This window comes from Gordonia malaquae (assembly GCF_037148075.1).
Classification (GTDB): Bacteria; Actinomycetota; Actinomycetes; order Mycobacteriales; family Mycobacteriaceae; genus Gordonia; species Gordonia malaquae.
In genome coordinates this window covers 580,265-603,481 of sequence record NZ_JBBCUB010000002.1, presented here as the reverse complement: position 1 = coordinate 603,481, position 23,217 = coordinate 580,265, and the positions used below count along the sequence as shown (strand labels likewise).

The following is a 23,217-nucleotide window of genomic DNA, read 5'->3' as shown; positions in this document are numbered from 1 at the left end:
ACCCGGGCGGATCAGCTGGCGTAGGCGCGCAGCTTGTCCGCCCGGTCGCCCTGACGCAGCTTGCCCATCACGTCGCGTTCGATCTGGCGGACGCGCTCACGCGACAGCCCGAATGCGCGTCCGATCTGGTCGAGCGTGCGCGGCTGACCGTCGTCGAGGCCGAAACGCATCGTGATGACGGCCTGCTCGCGTTCGTCGAGCGTGCCGAGCACCAACCGGATGTCCGAGTGGAGCAGGTTGGCGATGACAACGGTCTCGGCCGACGTCGCCTCGGAGTCTTCGATGAAGTCGCCGAGGGGCGCCTCCTCATCGGAGCCCACCGGCATGTCGAGGCTCACCGGGTCCCGGCTGTGGTCCATGAGATCGGCGATCTTCTCCGCGGGGATGCCCGACTCGGCGGCCAACTCGTCGTCGGTGGCTTCGCGTCCCAGCTGCTGGTGCAGTTCCCGGCGAATGCGGGCGAGCTTGTTCACCTGCTCCACGAGGTGGACGGGCAGACGGATCGTGCGGCTCTGGTCGGCCATGCCGCGGCTGATCGCCTGACGGATCCACCAGGTGGCGTACGTCGAGAACTTGAAGCCCTTCGCGTAGTCGAACTTCTCGGCGGCGCGGATCAGACCGAGGTTGCCTTCCTGGATGAGGTCCAGGAGCGGCATGCCGCGGCCGGTGTAGCGCTTGGCGAGCGACACGACGAGGCGAAGGTTGGCTTCGAGCAGGTGAGCGCGAGCGGCGTCGCCCTCGCGGGCGATGATGTTCAGATCGCGCTTCTTGGCGGCGGTGAGGCGCTTCTTGGTCGCGAGGAGGTGTTTCGCGTAGAGGCCTGCTTCGATCTGCTTGGCGAGCTCCACCTCCTGCTCGGCGTTCAGCAGTGCCGTGCGGCCGATGCCGTTCAGGTAGACGCGGACCAGGTCGGCGGATGGCGACTGAGCGTCGAGATCCTGCTCTGTCAATGCCGGGCGGGTCCGGGCGGCGGGAACTGCAGTGGGGCGTGCAATCGTCGTGCGAGACATACGACCTCCAAGTGTGCGCTGTTCGTGTGCGTTCACGAGGTTCAACGTGTTCGGTCGGCGAAAGGTTCCCGACGTCCCTGAGAAGTCTCTGAGACCTTCTACAGGCGGAATCGTCGACGAACCGCGGCGGTCAGTTCGACCGGTGTCGGCGTCGCTCCGAACAGATGCGACGCCGCGACCCCTTCGCAGAAGACAAGCAGGTCGGCCGCGTCGGCGGCGGGTGCGGGCGAGCCGGTGGAGGCGAACAACGCAACGGCGCCGTCGTGGGAGAACAGACAGCGTGCGAGATCGTCCCGAAGCTGGTGATCATGTGACGTGTCGGAGGCCAACGCGAACCTCGCGCGCACATCGCGACTCCTGGCGGTCACGAGCGAGTGCAGGTAGGCGCCGATCGTCTCGGCTGGATCAGCAGGGTCGAGGCGTGCGAACGCGGTCCGTGAATCCTCCGTGAGACGCCCGATCGCACCGTCGAGGAGTGCTCGGCGGGTGCGGAAGTAGTACGACGTCGACCCGGCAGGGAGTTCGAGCAGCCTGTCGACACCGCTGTGGGTCACCGCGCGATTGCCGCCGTCGGCGGCGAGGTCGAGAGCGGCGTCGCAGATCGCGTCGCGGCGAGTGAGGTCCGGCACGTCTGCCATCCAACCAGACTCTATGAACATAGAGTCATGGACATGGGTGGATCCACGAAGGTGACGAGGCGAGTGCGTCGCCGCCTCCGGTCGGGGGTGCGCTCCCGCCGGAGGATCGTCGACGGCATCGGACAGGCGGCGTTGGAAACGGGCATGCGTCTGACCGATGGTCAGTCGGCGGCGGCCGAGGTGCTCGCCTGTGACGGGCACGTGTATCTGTGCGGGCCGCCAGGTCGCGGGAAGACCCAGGTCGTCGACTGGTTCGTCGGCGTCGTCACCGCCACCGGGACGTCCGTCCGTCGGTGCCACGTTCACGAGTTCTTCGCCGACCTGCATGCGGCGATCGACAGGAGCGGCGGATGGCGCGAGGGACTGGACGCAGTGCTGCGCGGAGTGGACGTGCTCTGTCTCGACGAGTTCGCGGTGCACGATCCGGCGGACGGCGTGTTCCTGGATCGGATTCTGCGCGCTCTGATCTCACGCGAGATCAGAGTGATCGTCACATCCAACCGAACTCCGGCCGAGCAGATGCCGAATCCGCTCTTTCACGCCGGCTTCGAGCCGACCATCGCGTTCATCGAGGACGTGTTCACGACCGTCGACGTCGGGGGAGCACACGATCTGCGGGCCGACGGCGGCACGACCGGATTCCGCGGCGGCTGGTGGATAGTCGGTGCGACGCCCGGACTGCCGCCCGTCGGCGCGAGCGGAGTGCACTGTCGAGCGGTTCGGCTGCTGGGAAGTGACGCCGGGACGGTCTGGATGGAATTCGCAGCGCTCTGCGACGCGCCGACCGCGGCTGCGGACTACCTGAAACTTGCCGAACGGTTCGATCACTGGGTGATCGTGGGTCTCGACGTCCCGGACGGCGTCGACCCGCTCGCTCGATGGGCGACGGTCCTCGACGTCGCACACGACGCGGACGTCCGGATCGACGTGTGGGCGTCCTGCGAGCGGGACGACCTCGCATCCGCGTTGACTCGTGCGCTTCCCGATGCGGGACGGGCGATCAGTCGGATGAACTCGTGGCAGGTCAGTCGAGAGTCGTGAGGATCCGCGGGCCGTCGTCGGTGACCGCGACGGTGTGCTCGGAGTGCGCGGTCATCGAACCGTCCGCCGACCGCAGGGTCCAGCCGTCCGGATCGGCGACGAGGCGTTCGGTTCCGATCGCCCACCAGGGCTCGAGCGCCAGAGTCGCACCGGGGCGTAGGAGTGGTCCCTTGCCGCGACGGCCGAGGTTGGGGACGTGCGGGTCCTCGTGCATCGTCCGCCCGAGACCGTGCCCGCCGAACTGGGTGTTCACTCGGTAGCCCTCGGCGACGGCGACCTCGCCGATCGCGCAGGACACGTCACCGAGTCGGTGGCCCGGAACCATTTCGGCGACGGCCGCGGCGAGCGCTCGCTCGGTGGACGCGACCAGTTGTGCGTCCGGGTGTGTGGGATCGTCCTCGACTCCCACCCGAACGGTGCGGGCGGCGTCGGCGACCCACCCGTCGATCGACACGGCGAAGTCGAGGGTCAGCACGTCGCCCGGCGCGAGCACGTGGTCGCGGGGCAGACCGTGCAGGACGGCGTCGTTGACCGACAGGCAGATCACGTTGCCGAACGGGCCGCTCCCGAACGAGGGCGCGTAGTCCCAATAGCAGCTGACAGCTCCGCGGTCGGCGACCATCGTTCGCGCACGCTGCTCCAGGTCGAGCAGGTTGACGCCCGGTTCAGCGCGACGCGCGAGATCGTCGAGGACCTGCGCCACGAAGCGACCGGTGACGGCCATCTTCTCGACTTCGGCTGGAGTCTTGAGTTCGATCATCGTGTTGAGTCCTGCCCGCCTGCTTGGTCATCGTTCAGTGTGCCCCCGGGCTGATCGGGCGCCTCGATCTCGGCGTCGATCACCGGGTGATCGTCGTCGGCGAAGCGGTCGCGTGCCGGTTCGGCGGCCAACTCGGCCTGCCCGACGGTGTAGCCGCCGCCGTAGTGGTAGGTCGGGACCTCGCCGCGCTTGCGGGGTTCGCGATCGTTGGCCCGGAGGACGGCGATCCAGGGGATCGGGATCGACGCGACGATGATGGCCAGTGCGATCCATCCGTTCTGCGTCATCGAGTACACGATCGCGGCGATGATCAGCGCGGGCACACGGATCGACATCATGATGAGGTAACGCCGTTTGCGGGCCCGGTACACCGCTTCGAGGTCGTCATCGGCGCCGGTGATCAGGAATGTCGTGGGGTCGGATTCGTCGCGCGCCATACCCCGATCCTTCCACAGTGCGTCACAATGGCTGTATGGCAACGCAGACGATCGAACGGCCCGATATCGACGAACGGACCGAGCAGGACGACGACACTCCCAAGGTCTTCCATTACGTGAAGAAGGACAAGATGGCCGAGAGCGCCGTCATGGGGACCCACGTCGTCGCACTGTGCGGTGAGACGTTCCCGGTGACGAAGGCTGCCAAGCCCGGTTCGCCGGTGTGCGAGAAGTGCAAGAAGGTCTACGAGAAGATGAAGAAATAGCAGCGACGCTGCGAGTCAGCCGATCACTCCGGGGAACCGCGCCGACCGACGGCGCGGTTCCGCAGGGTGTCGGTCAACTCGGTGGTCTGCGACGTGACCCAATGCCGGACGACGGCACCGTCCTTCCTCGCGGGCCAGAATTCCTGAATCACTGAATTGAGCTCGGCGCCCGCCACGATCGCGAAGCCGAGGAAGTACGTGAACAGAAGGAACGCGATAGGTGTCGCGAGTGCGCCGTATGTGTACCCGGCGTCGGTGACCGCGGTCAGATAGAACCGCAGGACGTACGAGGTCAGCCAGAACCCGACACCCGCGAGGATCGCGCCTGGCACCAGTCGCCTGCGGGGCAGCGGATTGGGCAGTGCGAAGCGGTACAGCGCCGACAGGGCCCCGATCAGCAGCAGGCCGACGAACGGGAAGTACAACCAGTCGATCAGGTCGCTGATCGCCGGGCCCCAGGACGCGGGCACGATGTTCCGCAGATACGTCGGTCCCAACGCCACCAGGGGCAGCACCAGAATCGCCATCACCAGGAAGAACAGGTAGATGATCAGCGCGAAGATGCGCTGCCACACCGGATTCCGGACGTCGTGCTGACCGTGCGCGTGGACGATCGACGAAACGAAGCACGACATCGCCGACGACCCCGCCCACAGCGACAGGATGAAACCCACGGACATGATCGTGACTCGGCCTCGACCGAGGACGTTCTCGACCGTCGGCTGAATCAGATCGTTCACGACCTGCGGGGTGAACGTGCGGTCGGCGAACGAGAGGATCCGTTCGGTCACGACCTGGACGGTGTCCGGGCCGAACCATCCGGCCACATAACCGATACTGCCGAGCACTCCGAGCAGCAGCGGTGGAAGCGACAGCGCCTGCCAGAAGGCGGCCTGGGCGGCCCAGCCGATGATGGAGTCGTCCCACGACTTCACGATGGTGCGCCACAGCAGACGTGGAAGGCTCCGGAATACCGGCCGTCGCGCCTGCTCGGGCTCCGGCGGTGGAAGCTCGGCGGCGTCGTCGCTGGGGTACGTGCCGTGGGTGTTGATGTGTCAAGCATGGCCGATGCGGGTCACCTGGTCGATCACCGACCCGGTTTCCTGGCGTGGCGAACCGGGTGCGCGAGGCGGGTAGAATCGTCGGGTCGGGTGCGGGGGAGACTGCACGACGAGCCACAGTCGAGCTACAGGAGCATGGTGACCAGTACCGATGTCGACACTGACCGCAGAATCGTCTCGGGGGCACCGCTTCGCGCATGGCAGCGACGGGCCCTCACTCGCTACCTGACGTCGAACCCGACGGACTACCTGGCCGTCGCCACGCCGGGTGCGGGAAAGACCACATTCGGTCTGCGCGTCGCGTCGGAGCTGCTGGCGGACCGCACGGTGGAGCGGATCACCGTCGTGGCGCCGACAGAGCACCTCAAACACCAGTGGGCGGCCTCAGCGGCCCGCAACGGAATCGCCCTCGACCCGAACTTCTCGAACTCGACGGGCTCGACGAGCTCGGACTTCGACGGTGTCGTCCTCACGTACGCGCAGGTCGCCGCGCACCCGTACCGGCATCGAGTGCGCACCGAGCAGTACAAGACACTGGTGATCCTCGACGAGATCCACCACGGTGGCGACGCGAAGTCGTGGGGTGACGGCATCCGGGAGGCGTTCGGCGACGCCACGCGGCGTCTGGCCCTGACCGGTACGCCGTTCCGATCAGACGATTCGCCGATTCCCTTCGTGACGTACGAGCCCGAGCCCGGCGGCGGCCAGCGGTCGAAGGCCGACAGCACGTACGGCTACTCCGAGGCGTTGCGTGACGGCGTCGTCCGTCCCGTCGTGTTCCTCGCCTATTCGGGTGAGGCGAGTTGGCGGACCAGCGCGGGTGAGGAGTTCACCGCGCGGCTCGGCGAACCGTTGTCCCAAGAGCAGACCGCACGTGCGTGGCGTACGGCGCTCGATCCGCACGGCGACTGGATCTACGCGGTGTTCACCGCGGCCCATCGACGACTCGTGCGCCTGCGGGAGTCCGGTGTGCCCGACGCAGGCGGCCTGGTGATCGCGACCGACCAGCAGAACGCTCGCGACTACGCAGACCTGCTCCACTCCATCACCGGGAAGAAGCCGACGGTGGTGCTGTCGGACGACCCGAAGTCGTCGTCGCGCATCGAGGAGTTCTCGAACTCGACCGACGAGTGGATGGTCGCGGTCCGCATGGTGTCCGAAGGCGTCGACGTGCCACGTCTGTCGGTCGGCGTGTACGCGACCAATGCGTCCACCCCACTGTACTTCGCGCAGGCGATCGGGCGTTTTGTGCGCTCACGCAGGCCAGGTGAGACGGCGAGCGTCTTCTTGCCGTCCGTCCCGGTCCTGCTGCAACTTGCGAGCGAGTTGGAAGCCGAACGTGATCACGTCCTCGGAAAGCCGCACCGCGAGTCGGACGGGCTCGACGACGCGATGCTCACCGACGCGAACAAGCGCAAGGACGAGCCGGGCGAGGAGGAGAAGGCGTTCCAGTCGTTGCACGCCGACGCCGAGCTCGACCAGGTGATCTACGACGGCTCGTCCTTCGGGACGTCGACGTTCGTCGGGTCCGAGGAGGAATCGGACTACCTCGGCCTGCCAGGCCTCCTCGACGCGGACCAGGTCCGCACGCTCCTGCAACAGCGACAGGCTCAGCAGGTGACGAATCGGTCGTCCCGTCCGCGCGACGACGAGGCGGCGAAGGCCGCGCCGAACGCGAACGAGCGGACCGGTGAGAACCTTCTCGCGCTGCGCAAGGAGCTCAACACGCTTGTCGCGCTGCACAATCAGCGCACCGGCAAACCGCACGGCCAGATCCACAACGATCTCCGTGAACGCCTCGGCGGCCCGCCGACGGCGATGGCGACCGGCGATCAGCTCCGCGAACGGATCGCCGCTCTGCGCAGCTGGTAGGGCACGTAGCCACAGAACAGAGCAGAGGCGAGCCGATGATCGGCTCGCCTCTGGTCTGTTGTGGGCGTTCGCCCGATGTCAGGCGTCGATCGTCACCACGGCGCCGAGCTCGACGAGACGAGCTTCGTGGTCGTTGTAGTGGTGACGGCAGAACAGGAGCTCGCCCCCGGTGGGGAGCTCAGCGCGCACCTTGGCCGCCGCGCTGCACCGATCGCAGCGATCAGCGAGGGTCAGCGGGGTGGAGACGACAGTGTCGGGCGTTGCGATGTCTGGCATGGCTTCCTCCGTCTCATCATTGACGTACCTGGTCGGTGCATCATTGCTACACCTTGTCAGACGTATGGGGCCACCTATTTGTTCCCGGCGGTCCCGGGTGTGTCGCAGATCATCGGTCCGGACGCGCTCCGACGACGCGCAGACTCGTCCGCGCATAGAACTCGCCGAGTTCGGCGGGGGAGAGGTGACCGTCCTCTCGATACCAGCGCGCGATGTCGATGCCCATGGACAGCAGGGTGTTCGTGGTGCTGTGCGGATCGTCGACGTCGAACTGTCCGGACTCGGCGCCTGCATCGACGATGGCTCGGACGCGGCGGGTGATCTCGCGGCGGAGGGTGAGGATCTCGCGCAGATGATCGGGCTCGAGGGCGGTGAGCTCGTAGTTCACGATCCGAGCGCTGGTGTGGCCCTTCGCGTGGTGCTCGCTGAACGCGCGCATCACCGCCGCGAGGCGGGTTGCCGGGTCGGCGTCCGGGTCGTCGGCATCGTTGATCATCGTGATGGTGGCGATGTGCCCGCTGTGCGACAACTCGTAGAGCAGCTCTTCCTTCGAGCGGTAGTGGACGTACACCGCGGCTGAGCTCATTCCGGCGGTCGACGCGATGTCGCGCGTGGTGGTCGCGTGGAACCCGCGTTCGGAGAACGCTTCCAGTGCGGCGGCGAGAAGTCGGCCGCGAGTGGCCTCTGCGCGGGATGCGGACGGTTCGTCGGGCACGGGAATCCTCTCGATGGTCTCGCCTGCGGTGTGAGTCGGGTCTAGTTCCGAAGAACGGTTGACGAACATCTCAGTGTCAGGCATTGTGAATCGTAACACTAAGCAAGCGCTTAGTAATCAACTGTGTTCACTTCAGGAGGCTTTCCGTGGTTCAGATCGATCCCCAGCGTTTCAAGGGACAGACGGCCATCGTCACCGGCGCCAGTCGCGGCATCGGACTGGCGATCGCGGAGCGGCTGGTCGCCGAGGGCGCCAAGGTAACGATCACCGCACGCAAGCAGGACGCACTCGACGAGGCCGTCACACGCCTGGGCGGACCCGACGTCGCGCTCGCCGTCGCAGGCCGCGCCGACGATCCCGATCATCAGGCCGACACCGTCGCCAAGACGATCGAGGCGTTCGGCAGTGCCGACCTCCTTGTCAACAACACCGGGATCAACCCGGTGTACGGCCCGATCATGCAGATCGACCCCGACGCCGCCCGCAAGATCATGGATGTCAACGTGATCTCCGCTCTGCGGTGGACCCAGGCGGTCAACGCCGCATGGCAAGCGGAGCACGGGGGCGCGATCGTCAACGTCGCATCGATCGCCGGTCTGCGGCCGGCGCCGGGCATCGCGTTCTACGGAGTGTCGAAGGCCGCGGTCATCCACCTGACCGAAGAGCTCGCGTGGGAACTCGGCCCGAACATCCGGGTCAACGCCGTGGCCCCGGCGGTCGTGAAGACCAAGTTCGCCACCGCGCTCTACGAGGGGCGCGAAGACGAGGTCTCGCAGGCCTACCCGCTGAAGCGGCTCGGCGAGCCCGACGACATCGGTTCGGTCGTGGCGTTCCTCCTCTCGAACGATGCGGGGTGGATGACGGGCCAGACGCTCGTCATCGACGGCGGCGTCACGTTGGGCGGCGGCGCCTGATGCCCGGCTTCGATCCCGCAGGCTCCACCGTTGTCGTGACGGGTGCGGGCAACGGCATCGGCGCCGGACTGGCGACGTCGATGGCACGCAGAGGTGCACGTGTGGTGGTGGCCGACCTCGACGCCGACGGTGCGCAACGGATGGTCGACGACATCGTCGCGGCAGGCGGCACCGCACTCGCGGCGCCCGGCGACGCCGCGTCGCAGGAGGGCGTGGACGCACTCATCACCACCGCGCGAGCAGCGTACGGACCGATCGACGCCTGGTTCGCCAACGCCGGCGTCGACCGAGGCAGGGGACTCGACGCGACCGACGCGGATTGGGATCTGTCGTGGAACGTCAACGTGCTCGCTCACGTGCACGCCGCGCGTCGCCTCGTTCCCGAGTGGATCGAACGCGGCGGAGGGCGCTTCGTCGTGACGGCCTCAGCCGCGGGTCTGCTCACCATGCTCGGCGCACCGGCCTACTCGGTGACCAAGCACGGCGCCGTCGCGTTCGCCGAATGGCTGTCGACCACCTACCGCCACCGCGGGATCGTGGTGCAGGCCATCTGCCCGCAAGGTGTGCAGACGCGCATGCTCGCACAGTCGGGCGAGCTGGAGGAACTGCTCAGTCACGACGTCGCGCTGACCGTCGACGACGTCGCGGCGACAGTCGAGAAGGCTCTCGAGGGTGACGATTTCCTCATCCTTCCGCACGCCGAAGTGGCCGGCTACTACCAGGTGCGAGCCGCCAAGACCGACAAGTGGCTCGCCGGAATGAACAAGCTCCAGCAGCGACTGGACGATGCGACCACACAAGGAGACAAGCAGTGAAGGCATGGCACGTGACAAGCCTCGGGGAACCGTCCGCGGTACTCGAAGCGGTCGAGATCGACACCCCGGCGCCGGGCCCCGGCCAGGTGACCGTTCGAGTTCTCGCGTCGGCGGCGAACTTCCCCGACGTCCTGATGTGCCGGGGGCTGTACCAGGTTCGCCCGGAGCTCCCGTTCACACCCGGTGTGGAACTGTGCGGTGAGATCACTGCACTCGGCGACGGCGTCGACGGGTTCGCAGTCGGCGACCGGGTTCTCGGTGGTGCGGTGTTGCCGTACGGCGGCTTCGGCGAGTACGCGCTGATGTCAGCGACCGAGACATTCCCCGCGCCCGCCTCGTTGAACGACGCGCAGGCGTCCTCGCTGTTCATCGGCTATCAGACCGGCTGGTTCGGTCTGCACCGCCGCGCGAACATTCAGCCGGGTGAGACCCTGCTCGTCCACGCTGCGGCCGGTGGCGTCGGCAGCGCCGCCATCCAGCTCGGCAAAGCCGCCGGTGCGCGTGTCATCGGCGTGGTCGGGGGCGAGGCGAAGGCCGACGTCGCCAGGCGACTCGGCGCGGACGTCGTCGTCGACCGACACACGCAGGACTTCGTCGAGGTCGTCAAGGCAGAGACTGGCGGGCGTGGCGCCGACGTGATCTACGACCCGGTCGGCGGCGACACATACCTGCGGTCGACCAAGTGCATCGCCTTCGAAGGCCGAATCCTGGTGATCGGTTTCGCCGGCGGAGCGATCACCGAGACCGCTCTCAACCACGCGCTCATCAAGAACTACTCGATCGTCGGCCTCCACTGGGGTCTCTACAACAAGATGGCTCCCGAGCTGGTCGGTGAATGCCACGCCGAACTCACGCGTCTCGCGGACGCCGGACTCATCGCGCCGCTGGTCAGCGAGCGGCTTGCGCTCGCCGACGTGCCGGACGGCCTCCAGCGGCTCGCCGACGGAGTGACCGTCGGACGGGTCGTCTACGAAGGAGGCGTGTGATGACAGTCGACGTGACCACCCTGGTCCGATCGTTCCTCGCCGACCACGACCCGGCCACGACGGAGCCACTGGAGTGGCTCCGCGCGCGCTACGACGCGGGTCTGGCGTGGGTGAACTACCCGGTGGGACGCGGCGGTCTCGATCTGTCGCGCTCCCTGCAGCCCGAGGTGGAGCGGCTGTTCGCCGAGGCGGGATCGCCCGGCAATCGCAGCGAAGTCAACGGGATCGGTCTCGGCATGGCCGCGCCGACCATCCTGCGGTACGGGACGCCGGAACAGATCGACCGATTTCTCCGACCGCTGTGGACGGGGGAGGAGATCTGGTGCCAGCTCTTCAGCGAACCCGGCGCCGGGTCCGATCTCGCCGCCGTCGCGACGCGGGCCGTCCGCGACGGCGACGACTGGGTCGTCAACGGGCAGAAGGTGTGGACCTCCGGCGCGCACAACGCCGCCATGGCGATCCTCGTCGCTCGCACGGACGGTGACGTGCCCAAGCACCGAGGGCTCACGTACTTCCTGTGCGACATGACCGACCCCGGCGTCGACGTCCGTCCACTCCGCCAGATCACCGGTGAAGCCGAGTTCAACGAGGTGTTCCTCACCGACGTCCGGATTCCCGACAGCCGTCGGCTCGGAGCCGTCGGCCAGGGCTGGGAGGTCGCCAACGCCACGCTGAACAATGAGCGGGTCGCGATCGGCGGCCGCGCGGCGCGACGTGAGGACGGCATGATCGGAGTCGTCGCGCAGACCTGGCGCGACCGTCCGGATCTGCGCACCCCGGATCTGCACGACGACCTGCTGAGACTGTGGGTCGACTCCGAGGTCGCGAGGGTGACCGGCGTCCGCCTGGGGCAGAAGCTGGCGTCCGGTCAACCCGGACCGGAGGGTGCGGCGATGAAGCTGTCGTTCGCACGCATCAATCAGCAGTTGTCCGGACTGGAGTTGGAGATCCTCGGCGCCGGCGGCCTGCGCTATTCGGACTGGACGATGGTGCGACCCGACCGCGTCGACTTCTTCGGGCGCGACGCCGGATACCGCTACCTGCGAGCCAAAGGCAACTCGATCGAAGGCGGGACATCGGAGATCCTGCGGAACATCGTCGCCGAACGTGTGCTCGGATTGCCGCCCGAACACCGCGTCGACAAGGACATCCCCTGGAAGGACGTCGCGAAATGACCGACCACGCCGGCCCCGTCGACCGCACTGACTACGTGCCCACCCTGCTGCCCGACGAGGTGGAAGAGGACCTGCGTTCCGCGGTTCGTGACCTGCTGTCTCGCCGCGTCGGCGTCGATCAGTTGATCGCGGCGTATGACGGCGCCGCACTGCCCGACCTGTGGCCCGAGATGACCGGACTCGGACTCGCCGGACTATTGATCGGCGAGGAGTTCGGCGGAGCAGGCGCGACCCCTGCCGTGGCGGCGGTCGTCCTCGAGGAGCTGGGTGCACTGCCCGTCCGCACCCCCATGCTGACCAGCGCCGTCGTCGCGACGACGGTCCTTCAGGAGGCGGGCGACACCGCTCTGCTGCCTGGTCTGGCGGACGGCTCGGTCGTTGCAGCTCTCGCGGTCCCGTTGTCCGCCGACCCGTACTCGACCGCTCCGACGGTGCGGGTCGGGGAGAGCGGTCTCACCGGGACGGTGCGGTCGGTCGCAGGGGTCGAAGCCGCCACGGTGTTCATCGTGCCCGGCTCGGACGGATGCTTGTACGCCGTCGACCGGGCCGACGCCGCGGTCGCGCCGGTCTCCTCACTCGACATGACCCGGCCCGTCGCAGACGTGACGTTCGACGCATCGCGCGGTCGGCGGATCGTCGACGACGCGGACTCTGCGGTCCGTGCCGGCCTGCGGCTCGGCGCTGCTCTGCTTGCCTCAGAACAGGCCGGGGCCGCCCGCTGGTGCGTGACCGAGACGGTCGCCTACCTGCAGCAGCGTCGCCAATTCGGACGTGTCGTCGGAGGATTCCAGGCGATCAAGCATCGGCTCGCCGATCTGTACGCCGATACCGAGCAGGCGTCGGCGATCGCTCGAGCAGCCGCTGTGGCGGCGACCGACCTCGGTGTCGGTCACGAGGAGACGGCGCTGATGAGCGCGGTCGCGGCCGCATACAACGGTGATCACGCGGTACGGGCCGCCGAGGAGGCGGTGCAGTTGCACGGCGGCATCGGCATGACGTGGGAGTATCCCGCTCACCTGTGTCTGAAGCGAGCCAAGGCCGATCAGATCGCCTTCGGAACTCCCGGACGGCACCGCGCCGCGCTCGCCGGCCTCGCGGACCTTCCGGCCTGACGCTCACCGACGAAAGGAGAAGACATGTCATTCAACCTGGCGATCATGCTGCAGGAGTCGGTGACGGCGGCGCCGTCTGCGCCGATGCTGTACATGGGCGATGCGACTATCACCTACCACGAGGTCGACGACCGGTCGCGTCGTGTCGCGACCGCGTTGCGCGACCGCGGCCTGCAGCCCGGCGACAAGGTCGCCGTCCAAGTGCCCAACGTCCCCGAGTTCGTGTACGCGTACTTCGGCATTCTGCGGGCCGGTCTCACCATGGTCCCGTTGAATCCGTTGTTCACTGCGCGCGAGATGGCGTACCACCTGGACGACAGCGACACCCGGCTGCTGATCACGTCGGCGTTCTCCCTGGCGGGGGCCGTCGAGGGTGCGGCGGAGGCCGGCGTCTCCGACATCGTCGTGGTGCCGCTGGGCACGGAGCTGCCAGACGGCTCGGTCGCGTTCGACAGCCTCCTCGACGCCCCTCCGTTCGACGATCTCCATCCGACGTCGGCGGACGACACCGCGGTGCTGCTCTACACCTCGGGCACGACGGGTCGGCCCAAGGGCGCAGAACTGACTCACTACCAGCTCTACATGAACTGCACCGTGGCTCCGGAACTGTTCGGCATGTCGGCGTCGGACGTGTCGATCGGCGTTCTTCCGCTGTTCCACGTCTTCGGCCTGTCGAGTGTGCTGAACGCCACGACACGGTGGGGCGCCTCGGTCGCGCTCCTGCCGCGGTTCGACGCGACCGCCGTCATCGACGAGATCGAACGTCGGCGAGCGACCGTGTTCGCCGGTGTGCCGACGATGTACGTGGCGCTCGCCGAGGCGGATGCGACCGGTCGCGACCTCTCGACGCTGCGAGCGGCGGTGTCCGGCGGCGCGTCCATCCCCGGGGAGGTGATCAAAGCGGTCGAGGCGAAGTTCACCGGCCTTGTCGTCCTGGAGGGCTATGGGTTGTCGGAGACCGCGAGCACCACGACGTTCAACGTCAGCGCCACCGAGCGGAAGGTGCTCTCGATCGGCAAACCCGTGTGGGGCGTCGAGATGAAGGTGATCGACGACGAAGGGAACTCGCTGTCCGCAGGAGCCGACAACGTCGGACAACTCCTCGTCCGCGGACACAACATCATGAAGGGGTACTACAAGAGGCCGGACGCGACGGCCGACGCTCTCCGCAACGGATGGCTGCACACCGGTGATCTGGGGTATCGCGACGACGAGGGCTACTACTTCGTCGTCGACAGACTCAAAGACATGATCGTCCGCGGCGGATACAACGTCTATCCCCGCGAGATCGAAGAGGTCTTGTACTCGCATCCCGATGTCGTCGAGGCGGCCGTGATCGGCACGCCGGATGATCGGCTGGGAGAGGAGGTGGTCGCGTACGTCGCCGTGCGCGATGGAGCCGACCTCTCCGAGGCCGAGGTGATCACCTTCGCGAAAGAGCAGTTGGCGGCGTACAAGTACCCGCGATCAGTGGTGTTCGTGGCCGAACTTCCCAAGGGCGCCACCGGAAAGATCCTGAAACGCGAACTGCGCACGTCGTGAACTGACGACACGCGCGACCGCCCCGTCCCGAGGGCTCCTCGGAGGCGGGGCAGCTTTTCACCCGAATCCGTTGACGTTGACGTCAATGTAAAGCAAGATCGTGACAGAGATCACGCACTCACAGTTGGAGGAGATCAATGACAGAGTCCGTCTCGACGACGACGGGAGTAGGAGCACCCGACCGCTCCGCCCACCGGAAACTGCTCGCCGCAGGACTGTTCGGCAGTTCCATCGAGTGGTACGACTTCTTCGTCTACGGCACCGCCGCAGCGCTGGTCTTCCCGAAGGTGTTCTTCCCGGACGCATCCGCACTCGTCGGCACCCTGCTCGCGTTCAGCACGTTCGCGATCGGCTTCATCGCCAGGCCGCTCGGCGGCATCCTCGCCGGCCACTACGGCGACAAGATCGGCCGCAAACCGATGGTCCTCATCTGCCTCATCTCGATGGGGCTCGCGACGTTCCTCATCGGTTGTCTGCCGTCGGCGGCGGCGATCGGTTCAGCCGCGCCGATCCTGCTGGTGGCACTCCGGTTCATCCAAGGCCTCGCGTGCGGTGGGCAGTGGGGAGGAATTGTTCTGCTTCTCACCGAATCCGCAGGCCCGAAGCGCCGCGGCTTCGCCGGGACGTTCGGCCAGATGGGTGTGCCGCTCGGACTCGTCCTGGGCAACCTCTCGATGATCGTCGTCAACAGTCTCGTCTCCGACGCCGCGTTCCTCAGCTGGGGCTGGCGCATCCCGTTCTGGGCGAGTGCGGCACTGATCCCCGTCGTCCTCTACATCCACTTCAAGGTCGAGGACTCGCCTGAGTTCCGGGCGCTGCAGGCCGAAGCCGAAGCCAAGCGCGGTGACGGCGAACAGGTCGCGCAGGCTCCGTTGTCGGAAGCCGTTCGCTTCCACTGGCGCAAGATCGTGCTCGGAGCCGGACTCCTCGCGGCCACCAACTCGGCGTTCTACGTCGCGATCGCGGGCTTCCTCGCCTACGCGACCAAGTCGCCCGACGAGAACGGCCTCGGCATGGACCGCAACACCGTCCTCACAGCGGTGATGGCCGTTTCGCTGATCATGCCGTTCGCGGTCATGTGGGCGGGCAAGGTGTCCGACCGCGTCGGTCGACGTCCGCTGATCATCCTCGGCGGAGGAGTGCTGCTGCTGTGGGCGTTCCCGTTCTTCTGGCTCGCCAACACCACCTCGGGCGTGCTGCTGTTCTTCGCGATGCTGATCAGCAGCTGCGGACAGTCGCTCACCTACGGTCCCCTCGCGGCATTCATGGCAGAACTGTTCGAGCCTCGCCTGCGGTACTCGGGCGCGTCGCTCGGCTACCAGCTCGCGGCCGTCGCGGTGTCCGGCGTGGCGCCTCTGCTGATGACGTGGATCATCGCCGAGACCGCATCGACCGCGGGCGTGTCGCTCTACCTCGCCGCGATGGCGGTCGTCACCATGTACTGCGCGTGGCGACTCCCGGAGACCAACACCGAAGCCGTCCGCAACGATCCGGTGGCAGTGCCCGGTCTGTCCGCTGCAGCCTGACGGCGCAGCTCGCTCCGGCGTCCTTGAAAGGCCGACAATGTCACAGCAGACTGTCAGCGTGAGCAACGCCCAAGAGCGTGCACGGGCCAGTCGCAAAGACGCCGGAGCCGCACGCCGCACCCAGTTGATCGACGCCGCCGCCGACTGTTTCGACGAATTCGGCTACGCCGGTGTGACCGTCGAGATGATCGCCGGTCGTGCACACACGTCGCGTCCGACGTTCTACGCGTACTTTCGCTCGAAGGACGAGATCTTTCTCGCCCTGGTCGAGCGGGTCACCGAGGATCTGTCCCGCACACAGAGTCTCGTGGGCCTCGAGGACGCGTCCACGCGTCAGATCCTCGCCGCGACCACACGCGCGTACGTGGACGCGATCACGTCGATGGGCGGGCTCGTCGCGCTGATCGACGTCAGCGCGACCATCGACCCGGCCGTCGCCGCCATCTGGAACGCGGGTGTCGACCGTCGGAACGCCGGTTACGCGCGTTACCTGCGCAACCTGCCCGACGGAGCCATCGAACCGACCCTCGACCCAGAACGTCTTGTGCAGATCATCGGATTCGCCATCCACCACGGTGCAAAACGCGCCGCGGGCGCCGACGACGCGCACAAAGAGCAGTTCATCCTCGACATCATCGCCGTCACCGAACGACTCATCGGAGTTCAAGGCGGCTGACACCCACTCGCCACCACCCGACAGGGAGCCCACATGTCCGACGCCCTCGAAGCCGCACTTGCGGAGATCACCGCGGTGCAGATCGCGAACTGGCCGGAGGAGGTGGGGAGGGAGATCGTCTACCCGGCCGGTCGAGCGACGATGGTCGACCATCTGCGCCACTGGGCGGCGACGCGCCCCGCCTCGGTCGCGATCTCGTTCTACGGTCACGACATCACGTACGCGGAGTACAACGACGCGTCCGACCGGTTCGCGGGTTGGCTCTCCTCAGTCGGAGTCGAGCCGGGAGATCGCGTGGGCGTTCACCTGGCGAACTGCCCGCAGTTTCTCATCGCGATGCTCGGAATCCTCAAGGCCGGAGCGGTGCACGTGCCGGTCAACCCGATGTTCAAGGCGTTCGAACTGCGTCATGAGCTTGTCGACGCGGACGTGACCGTGCTCCTGACCTCGCCCGACCAGTTGGACCTCCTCGACGGCATCCGCACTGACACGTCGCTTCGGGTCGTGGCGACGACTGCGATCGACGACCTGCTGCGTCCCGATCCGGGCCGAGACTGGGTCGACGTCATGGCGGCGCCACGCGCGCCGATCCGCCCTGCCGATCCCGACGCCCTCGCCGCGCTCAACTACACCGGCGGCACCACCGGGATGCCCAAGGGATGTGAGCACACCCAACGGCACATGGCCTACACCGCCGCCACCGCAACCCTCGCCTCCGGCCAGCAGATCGGGGAGCCCGACAGCGTCCCGCTCAACTTCCTGCCCGTCTTCTGGATCGCGGGGGAGGACTTCGGCATCCTGAAGTCGTTGATCAACGGGCAGCGCGTGGTCCTTCTCACCCGGTGGGACGCCGCCGTCGTCGTCGACGCGATCCGGGACAACCGGGTGACCGACCTGGTCGCGACCGTCGACAACTACCTCGAGATTCTTGAGCTCGCCGACCTGGACCCGGCGGCGCTCGCGTCGCTGACCTCAACACTCGCGGTCTCGTTCGTGACCCGACTGAGCCCGGACATCAGGGCCCGATGGCGGACCGAGGTCGGCACCGTCCTGCGGGAAGCGTCGTACGGCATGACCGAGACCCACACCGCGGACACGTTCACGCTCGGCTTCCAACACGACGATCGAGACCTTCGAGCGGATCCGGTGTTCTGCGGTCTCCCGGTGCCGGGCACGGACATCCTCGTCGTCGACGACCGCGGAATCCCTGTCGAGGTCGGCGGCACGGGCCAGATCATCGTGCGCAGTCCGTCGATCATGACCCGGTACCTCGACAATCCTGAAGCGACCGCGTCGAGCATCGTCGACGGCTGGCTGCAGACCGGCGACCTCGGACGCTTCGACGAGTGGGGTGCACTGCACTATCTCGCGCGCACCAAGGAGATGATCAAGATCAACGGCATGAGCGTGTTCCCGTCCGAAGTGGAGACGTTGATGAGACTGCACGACGGAATAGCGGCGGTGTCGGTCGTCCCACGCCCGGACGCGGCAAAGGGACAGGTCCCGGTGGCGTTCGTCGTGACCGTCGACGGCGGTCCCGACAGAACAGAACTGGACGCGTGGACCCGCGAGAACCTCGCCACCTACAAGGTGCCGGAGATCGTCATCGTCGACGCCCTCCCGATGACGGCCACCGGCAAGATCCGCAAGGGCGACCTCCTCGAACGGGCGGCGGCGACTGTGTCGGGCGGTGCGGAATGAAGTTGCTCATCGCGAACCGCGGCGAGATCGCCCTGCGCATCATTCGCACCGCACAAGAGAGGGGAGTCCACACGGTGGCCGTTCATGCGGCCGACGACGCGGCGACACCACATGTCGCCGCGGCAGACGAGGCTTGTGCACTGCCGGGCGAAGGGCCCGCCGCGTATCTGGACGTCGACGCGATCCTGCGGATCGCCGACTCGACGGCGACCGATGCGATCCACCCCGGGTACGGCTTCCTCGCCGAGAACGCGGACTTCGCCCAGGCGTGCGCCGATGCCGGTATCCGATTCGTCGGCCCGAGCCCCGCCGTGCTTCGCAGGTTCGGCGACAAGCTCGCGGCGCGGGCGGCCGCGGTCGACTGCGGACTCGACGTCCTGGCCGGGACGAACGGCGCCGCCGACCTGTCCGAGATCGAGGCGTTCGCGGAGGCCTTGCCGGGCGGAGTGATGCTGAAGGCCCTCGCGGGCGGCGGTGGACGCGGTATGCGGGAGGTCGCCCGAGGTGGAGACCTGATGCGCGCCTACCGCGCCGCCGTCGCCGAGGCTGACCTCGGCTTCGGCGACCCCAGAGTGTTCGCCGAGGAATTGTTGACCGGAGCACGGCACATCGAAGTCCAGGTGGTCGGCGACGGCACCGCGGCGACGGCACTCGGCGACCGCGACTGCAGTGTGCAACGCCGGAGACAGAAGCTCATCGAGATCGCGCCGGCGCCCGCGCTGTCCGACGAGTTCCGCCTCCGCCTGCATTCCGACGCGGCCCGCCTGTGCGCCGCGGCAGGCCTCGTGGGACTCGCCACCGTGGAGTTCCTCGTCGCCGACGACCGTGCGGTGTTCCTCGAGGTGAACCCGCGCATCCAGGTGGAGCACACGGTCACCGAGGAGGTCACCGGTGTGGATCTGGTCGCGGCCGGCCTGATCATCTCCGACGGTGGCTCACTCGCCGACTGCGGGCTGCCCGACGGTGTCACAGCGCGCGGCGGCCAGGTGTCGGGGACACCTGCGCGGGCATCGGGCTCTGCGGTTCAGGTACGCGTGAACATGGAGTCGTTGACGGCCGACGGCGCCGCCGCACCGACCGGTGGAGTGCTCGCCTCATTCAGCCCGCCGGTCGGTCCCGGCGTCCGGGTCGACACGTTCGGCGTGCCCGGGCTGGAGACGACGACGCGCTACGACTCGCTGCTGGCCAAGGTGATCGTGCGCGCACCGAACCTGTCCGCGGCAATGGCCAAGGCCGACCGGGCATTGGCCGAGTTCGTGATCGACGGACCGGCGACGACGATCGGCGTGTTGCGGGCGATCCTCACCGACGACGAGTTCCTCAGCGGCCCGGTCGACACGGGATACCTCGATCGGCGGATCGGGTCGCTCGCACCGGAGGCCGACACGAGCGCGGCCGATGTCGTTCTCGACCTCTCCGACGATGAGCGTGCGGTCGCCGCACCGCTGACCGGGACTGTCGTCGACCTCGCCGAGGTGGGCGCGGTGGTGCCTGCCGGGACTCCGTTGGCTGTGCTCGAAGCGATGAAGATGCAGCACGAGGTGCTCGCCGAGACAGATGTCGAGGTCGTGAGCGTGGGGTCGGCGGTCGGCCGGACGGTGTCGGCCGGTGCGGCCCTTGTCGTCTACCGGCCGGCGGGCGACGGCCTCGATTGCGCGGGCGACGCTGATCTCGACCTTGATCGGCGCAGGACCGACCTCGACGAGGTCGACGAGCGCCATCGCATGACGCTCGACGAGGCACGTCCGGAAGCGGTGGCCAAGCGGCGGCGCATCGGGCGGCGGACGGCCCGCGAGAACATCGCCGACCTCGTCGACGAGGAGACGTTCGTCGAATACGGTGCGCTCGCGGTCGCCGCCCAGAAGGCCAGGCGATCCGAAGAGGAGCTGATCGCGCAGACCCCGGCCGACGGCCTCGTCGGCGGTGTCGCGACGATCGGCATCGATCGTTTCGGCCGTGATCGCTCGACGGCCGTGGTGATGTCGTACGACTACACCGTTCTCGCCGGAACACAGGGCTGGCGCAACCATGCGAAGACCGATCGGCTCCTCGAGGTCGCCCTGTCGCGCCGCGTGCCCGTCGTCTTCTTCACCGAGGGCGGCGGCGGGCGGCCGGGGGACACCGACTACGACATCGTCGCGGGACTCGACGTGCCGACTTTCCGGTCCATGGCGAAGATCCGCGACCTCGCGCCGTCCATCGCCGTCGTGTCCGGACGGTGCTTCGCCGGCAACGCGGCCCTCGCGGGTGCGTGTGATCTCATCATCGCGACTCCTGACGCCACCATCGGCATGGGCGGACCCGCGATGATCTCCGGTGGCGGGCTCGGCGAGTACCCGCCCGAGGCTGTCGGACCGATCGACGTGCAACGTCGGAACGGGGTCGTCGACATCGTCGCCGACGACGAGGCGCACGCGGTTCGCCTCACCCGACAGGTGCTCGGGTACTTCCAGGGTCCGATCGACGGGTGGACAGCCCCCGACGCCAGGGCTGCGCGGCACGCGATCGGGGAGAACCGGCTGCGTGCCTACGACGTGCACACCGTGATCGCCTCGGTCGCCGACCTCGGCTCGGTCCTGGAACTGCGAGCCGACTACGCGAAGGGCATCGTCACCGGATTCCTTCGGGTGGAGGGCCGACCGTTCGGGTTCGTCGCCAACAGCACCCTCCACCTGGGCGGAGCGATCGACGCCGACGGCGCCGACAAGCTCGCCGAGTTCCTCGAACTCTGTCAGTTGCGCGGGCTGCCGGTGGTCTCGTTCTGCGACACCCCGGGCTTCATGGTGGGTCCGGAGTCGGAGGAGAAGGCCACCGTCCGACGCTTCTCCCGCCTCTTCTCGGTCGGCGCGAGGATGACCGTGCCGATGGGCGCGTTCATTCTGCGCAAGGGATACGGCCTCGGTGCGATGGCGATGACAGCAGGCAGCTTCCGGGCCACCCAGTTCACCGTCGCCTGGCCGACCGGCGAGATCGGCGGCATGGGCCTGGAAGGCGCGGTCCGTCTCGGGTTCGCCAAAGAACTCGCGGCCGTCGCCGACGAGGAAGCACGAGCGGACCTGTACAACACGCTCGTCGCCGAGATGTACCGCCGGGGCAGGGCACTCAGCGCAGCCGCGACATTCGAACTCGACGACGTCATCGACCCGGCGGACACCCGCCGGTGGATCGCAACGCTGTAGCCCAACAGGAAGCGCCCCGACTCCGCGGAGTCGGGGCGCTTCCTATTGTCGTGCAGTCAGTCGAGATAGTCGCGGAGGACCTGCGAGCGGCTCGGGTGCCGCAGTTTGCTCATCGTCTTCGACTCGATCTGGCGGATGCGCTCACGCGTCACGCCGTACACCTGGCCGATCTCGTCGAGTGTGCGCGGCTGGCCGTCGGTGAGGCCGAACCGGAGGCGGACCACGCCGGCCTCGCGCTCGGACAGTGTGTCGAGCACATCCTGGAGCTGATCCTGCAGGAGTGTGAAGCTGACGGCGTCCACGGCCACAACTGCTTCGGAGTCCTCGATGAAGTCGCCGAGCTGGCTGTCGCCCTCATCACCGATCGTCTGGTCGAGGGAGATCGGCTCACGCGCGTACTGCTGGATCTCCAGCACCTTCTCCGGCGTGATGTCCATCTCCTTGGCGAGTTCCTCCGGTGTGGGCTCGCGGCCAAGGTCCTGGAGAAGTTCGCGCTGGATGCGACCGAGCTTGTTGATGACCTCGACCATGTGCACCGGGATTCGGATGGTGCGGGCCTGGTCGGCCATGGCGCGGGTGATGGCCTGACGGATCCACCAGGTGGCGTACGTGGAGAACTTGTAACCCTTGGTGTAGTCGAACTTCTCGACCGCGCGGATCAGACCGAGGTTGCCCTCCTGGATGAGGTCCAGGAACGCCATGCCGCGGCCCGTGTAGCGCTTGGCGAGCGACACGACCAGGCGAAGGTTCGCTTCGAGCAGGTGATTCTTGGCGCGGTTGCCGTCGCGTGCGATCCACGACAGGTCGCGACGCTGGGCGACGGTGAGCTTCTCACCCGACTCCATGATCCGGCGCATGCGCTCGGTGGAGAAGAGCCCGGCCTCGATGCGCTTGGCGAGCTCCACCTCCTCCTCGGCGTTCAGCAGTGCGACCTTGCCGATCTGCTTGAGATACGCGCGGACGGAGTCGGCCGATGCGGTGAGCTCGGCGTCCTTGCGGGCCTGCCGGAGTGCTTCGGACTCCTCTTCGTCCCAGACGAAGTCGCCGGACTTCGCGTCGGCGTCGTCGTCCTTCGCCTTGGCGCCTGCCGCCTTGCGGCCCTTCGCGGCCGGCTTGGTCTCTGCGGGCTCGTCGACGACCAGTTCCTCGTCGCCGAGGTCGATGTCGGCGTCGTCGATGTCCTCGAGGTTCTCGGGACCGTCTACGTCGGGATTCTCATCGACGGGACCGGCCTTCTTGGCTGCGGTCTTCTTCGCGGCCGTCTTCTTGGCGGCGGTGGTGGTCTTCTTCGCCGCAGTCTTCTTGGCGGCGGCCTTCTTGGCCGGAGCCTTTTTGGCGGCGGCCTTCTTGGCCGGAGCCTTTTTAGCCGGAGCCTTCTTGGCTGGGGCCTTTTTGGCGGCGGGCGCCGCGTCGGCGGCGGCCTCGACCGGTGTGTCGGTGGACTCTGTGGTTGCCACGTACGACCTTTCGACTGAACTCACGGCACGGCTGGCTGCGTCCGCTGAATGGGACGTG

Annotated in this window: 20 protein-coding genes and 1 pseudogene; 13 read left to right on the top strand and 8 right to left on the bottom strand. The window is 67.5% G+C overall.

Going from position 1 to position 23,217, the window contains the following annotated elements; translation table 11 throughout:
- Nucleotides 1–11: 11 nt before the first annotated feature.
- Entirely contained in the window at nt 12–1,010 is a 999-nt protein-coding gene (locus tag WFK36_RS09890; protein ID WP_008379244.1) for a sigma-70 family RNA polymerase sigma factor, read from the bottom strand.
- A 98-nt stretch (nt 1,011–1,108) separates the two neighbouring features.
- Nucleotides 1,109–1,648 carry a TetR/AcrR family transcriptional regulator gene (locus tag WFK36_RS09885; protein WP_336791505.1) on the bottom strand — a complete coding sequence of 180 codons (540 nt, stop codon included), beginning with the start codon at nt 1,646–1,648 and terminating at the stop codon, nt 1,109–1,111.
- Nucleotides 1,649–1,681: 33 nt separating this feature from the next.
- Here WFK36_RS09885 and zapE point away from each other — a divergent pair, with 33 nt between their 5' ends.
- The gene (zapE, locus tag WFK36_RS09880; RefSeq protein ID WP_336791504.1) at nt 1,682–2,689 is read left to right on the top strand and encodes a cell division protein ZapE; all 1,008 of its coding nucleotides are present in this window, start codon (nt 1,682–1,684) and stop codon (nt 2,687–2,689) included.
- Here the strand turns inward: zapE and map are convergent.
- The gene (gene map / locus WFK36_RS09875) at nt 2,673–3,449 is read right to left on the bottom strand and encodes a type I methionyl aminopeptidase (protein WP_336791503.1); all 777 of its coding nucleotides are present in this window, start codon (nt 3,447–3,449) and stop codon (nt 2,673–2,675) included. The genes zapE and map overlap by 17 nt on opposite strands.
- Nucleotides 3,446–3,886: a DUF3099 domain-containing protein gene (locus tag WFK36_RS09870; RefSeq protein WP_336791502.1), complete on the bottom strand. Its 441-nt coding sequence runs from the start codon at nt 3,884–3,886 to the stop codon at nt 3,446–3,448. Before WFK36_RS09870 ends, map begins: the two co-directional genes overlap by 4 nt.
- Before the next feature lie 35 nt (nt 3,887–3,921).
- Between WFK36_RS09870 and WFK36_RS09865 the strand changes: the two genes are divergently transcribed.
- On the top strand, nt 3,922–4,152 hold the full coding sequence (locus WFK36_RS09865; protein WP_008379238.1) for a DUF3039 domain-containing protein: 231 nt from the start codon (nt 3,922–3,924) through the stop codon (nt 4,150–4,152).
- Nucleotides 4,153–4,175: 23 nt separating this feature from the next.
- Here the strand turns inward: WFK36_RS09865 and WFK36_RS09860 are convergent, their stop codons facing one another.
- Nucleotides 4,176–5,204, bottom strand: coding sequence for a YihY/virulence factor BrkB family protein (locus tag WFK36_RS09860; protein WP_157435988.1), 1,029 nt, complete (start codon nt 5,202–5,204; stop codon nt 4,176–4,178).
- Nucleotides 5,205–5,348: 144 nt separating this feature from the next.
- Here WFK36_RS09860 and WFK36_RS09855 point away from each other — a divergent pair, with 144 nt between their 5' ends.
- Nucleotides 5,349–7,085 (top strand): DEAD/DEAH box helicase, encoded by a 1,737-nt coding sequence (locus tag WFK36_RS09855; RefSeq protein ID WP_340410376.1) that lies wholly within the window; start codon nt 5,349–5,351, stop codon nt 7,083–7,085.
- A gap of 78 nt (nt 7,086–7,163) precedes the next feature.
- Here WFK36_RS09855 and WFK36_RS09850 read toward each other — a convergent pair whose 3' ends face one another.
- Both WFK36_RS09850 and WFK36_RS09845 read right to left on the bottom strand, forming a co-directional pair.
- Nucleotides 7,164–7,361, bottom strand: coding sequence for a DUF7455 domain-containing protein (locus tag WFK36_RS09850; protein ID WP_008379233.1), 198 nt, complete (start codon nt 7,359–7,361; stop codon nt 7,164–7,166).
- 109 nt (nt 7,362–7,470) lie between these two features.
- The gene (locus WFK36_RS09845; protein ID WP_336791927.1) at nt 7,471–8,076 is read right to left on the bottom strand and encodes a TetR/AcrR family transcriptional regulator; all 606 of its coding nucleotides are present in this window, start codon (nt 8,074–8,076) and stop codon (nt 7,471–7,473) included.
- 146 nt (nt 8,077–8,222) lie between these two features.
- Here WFK36_RS09845 and WFK36_RS09840 point away from each other — a divergent pair, with 146 nt between their 5' ends.
- From WFK36_RS09840 to WFK36_RS09795, 10 genes are all read left to right on the top strand, one after another.
- On the top strand, nt 8,223–8,990 hold the full coding sequence (locus WFK36_RS09840) for an SDR family oxidoreductase (protein ID WP_336791500.1): 768 nt from the start codon (nt 8,223–8,225) through the stop codon (nt 8,988–8,990).
- The gene (locus WFK36_RS09835; RefSeq protein WP_336791499.1) at nt 8,990–9,805 is read left to right on the top strand and encodes an SDR family NAD(P)-dependent oxidoreductase; all 816 of its coding nucleotides are present in this window, start codon (nt 8,990–8,992) and stop codon (nt 9,803–9,805) included. Before WFK36_RS09840 ends, WFK36_RS09835 begins: the two co-directional genes overlap by 1 nt.
- Complete coding sequence (locus tag WFK36_RS09830; protein WP_336791498.1) at nt 9,802–10,791, top strand: NADPH:quinone oxidoreductase family protein; 990 nt, start codon at nt 9,802–9,804, stop codon at nt 10,789–10,791. Before WFK36_RS09835 ends, WFK36_RS09830 begins: the two co-directional genes overlap by 4 nt.
- Nucleotides 10,791–11,966 (top strand): acyl-CoA dehydrogenase family protein, encoded by a 1,176-nt coding sequence (locus WFK36_RS09825; protein WP_336791497.1) that lies wholly within the window; start codon nt 10,791–10,793, stop codon nt 11,964–11,966. Before WFK36_RS09830 ends, WFK36_RS09825 begins: the two co-directional genes overlap by 1 nt.
- On the top strand, nt 11,963–13,078 hold the full coding sequence (locus tag WFK36_RS09820; protein ID WP_336791496.1) for an acyl-CoA dehydrogenase family protein: 1,116 nt from the start codon (nt 11,963–11,965) through the stop codon (nt 13,076–13,078). Before WFK36_RS09825 ends, WFK36_RS09820 begins: the two co-directional genes overlap by 4 nt.
- A 24-nt stretch (nt 13,079–13,102) precedes the next feature.
- Nucleotides 13,103–14,620: a long-chain-fatty-acid--CoA ligase gene (locus tag WFK36_RS09815; RefSeq protein ID WP_336791495.1), complete on the top strand. Its 1,518-nt coding sequence runs from the start codon at nt 13,103–13,105 to the stop codon at nt 14,618–14,620.
- A gap of 137 nt (nt 14,621–14,757) precedes the next feature.
- Nucleotides 14,758–16,146 (top strand): MFS transporter, encoded by a 1,389-nt coding sequence (locus WFK36_RS09810; protein WP_336791494.1) that lies wholly within the window; start codon nt 14,758–14,760, stop codon nt 16,144–16,146.
- A 58-nt stretch (nt 16,147–16,204) separates the two neighbouring features.
- Entirely contained in the window at nt 16,205–16,822 is a 618-nt protein-coding gene (locus WFK36_RS09805) for a TetR/AcrR family transcriptional regulator (RefSeq protein ID WP_223291343.1), read from the top strand.
- 33 nt (nt 16,823–16,855) lie between these two features.
- A complete protein-coding gene (locus tag WFK36_RS09800) occupies nt 16,856–18,523 on the top strand; it encodes an AMP-binding protein (protein ID WP_336791493.1) in 1,668 nt (555 codons plus the stop codon).
- Nucleotides 18,520–21,702 (top strand): acetyl-CoA carboxylase family protein, encoded by a 3,183-nt coding sequence (locus tag WFK36_RS09795; protein WP_336791492.1) that lies wholly within the window; start codon nt 18,520–18,522, stop codon nt 21,700–21,702. Before WFK36_RS09800 ends, WFK36_RS09795 begins: the two co-directional genes overlap by 4 nt.
- A gap of 56 nt (nt 21,703–21,758) precedes the next feature.
- On the opposite strand, the pseudogene WFK36_RS09790 reads toward WFK36_RS09795, so the two are convergent.
- A pseudogene (locus WFK36_RS09790) lies at nt 21,759–23,216 on the bottom strand (RNA polymerase sigma factor); the annotation flags it as partial.
- Between the last annotated feature and the right edge of the window lies 1 nt (nt 23,217).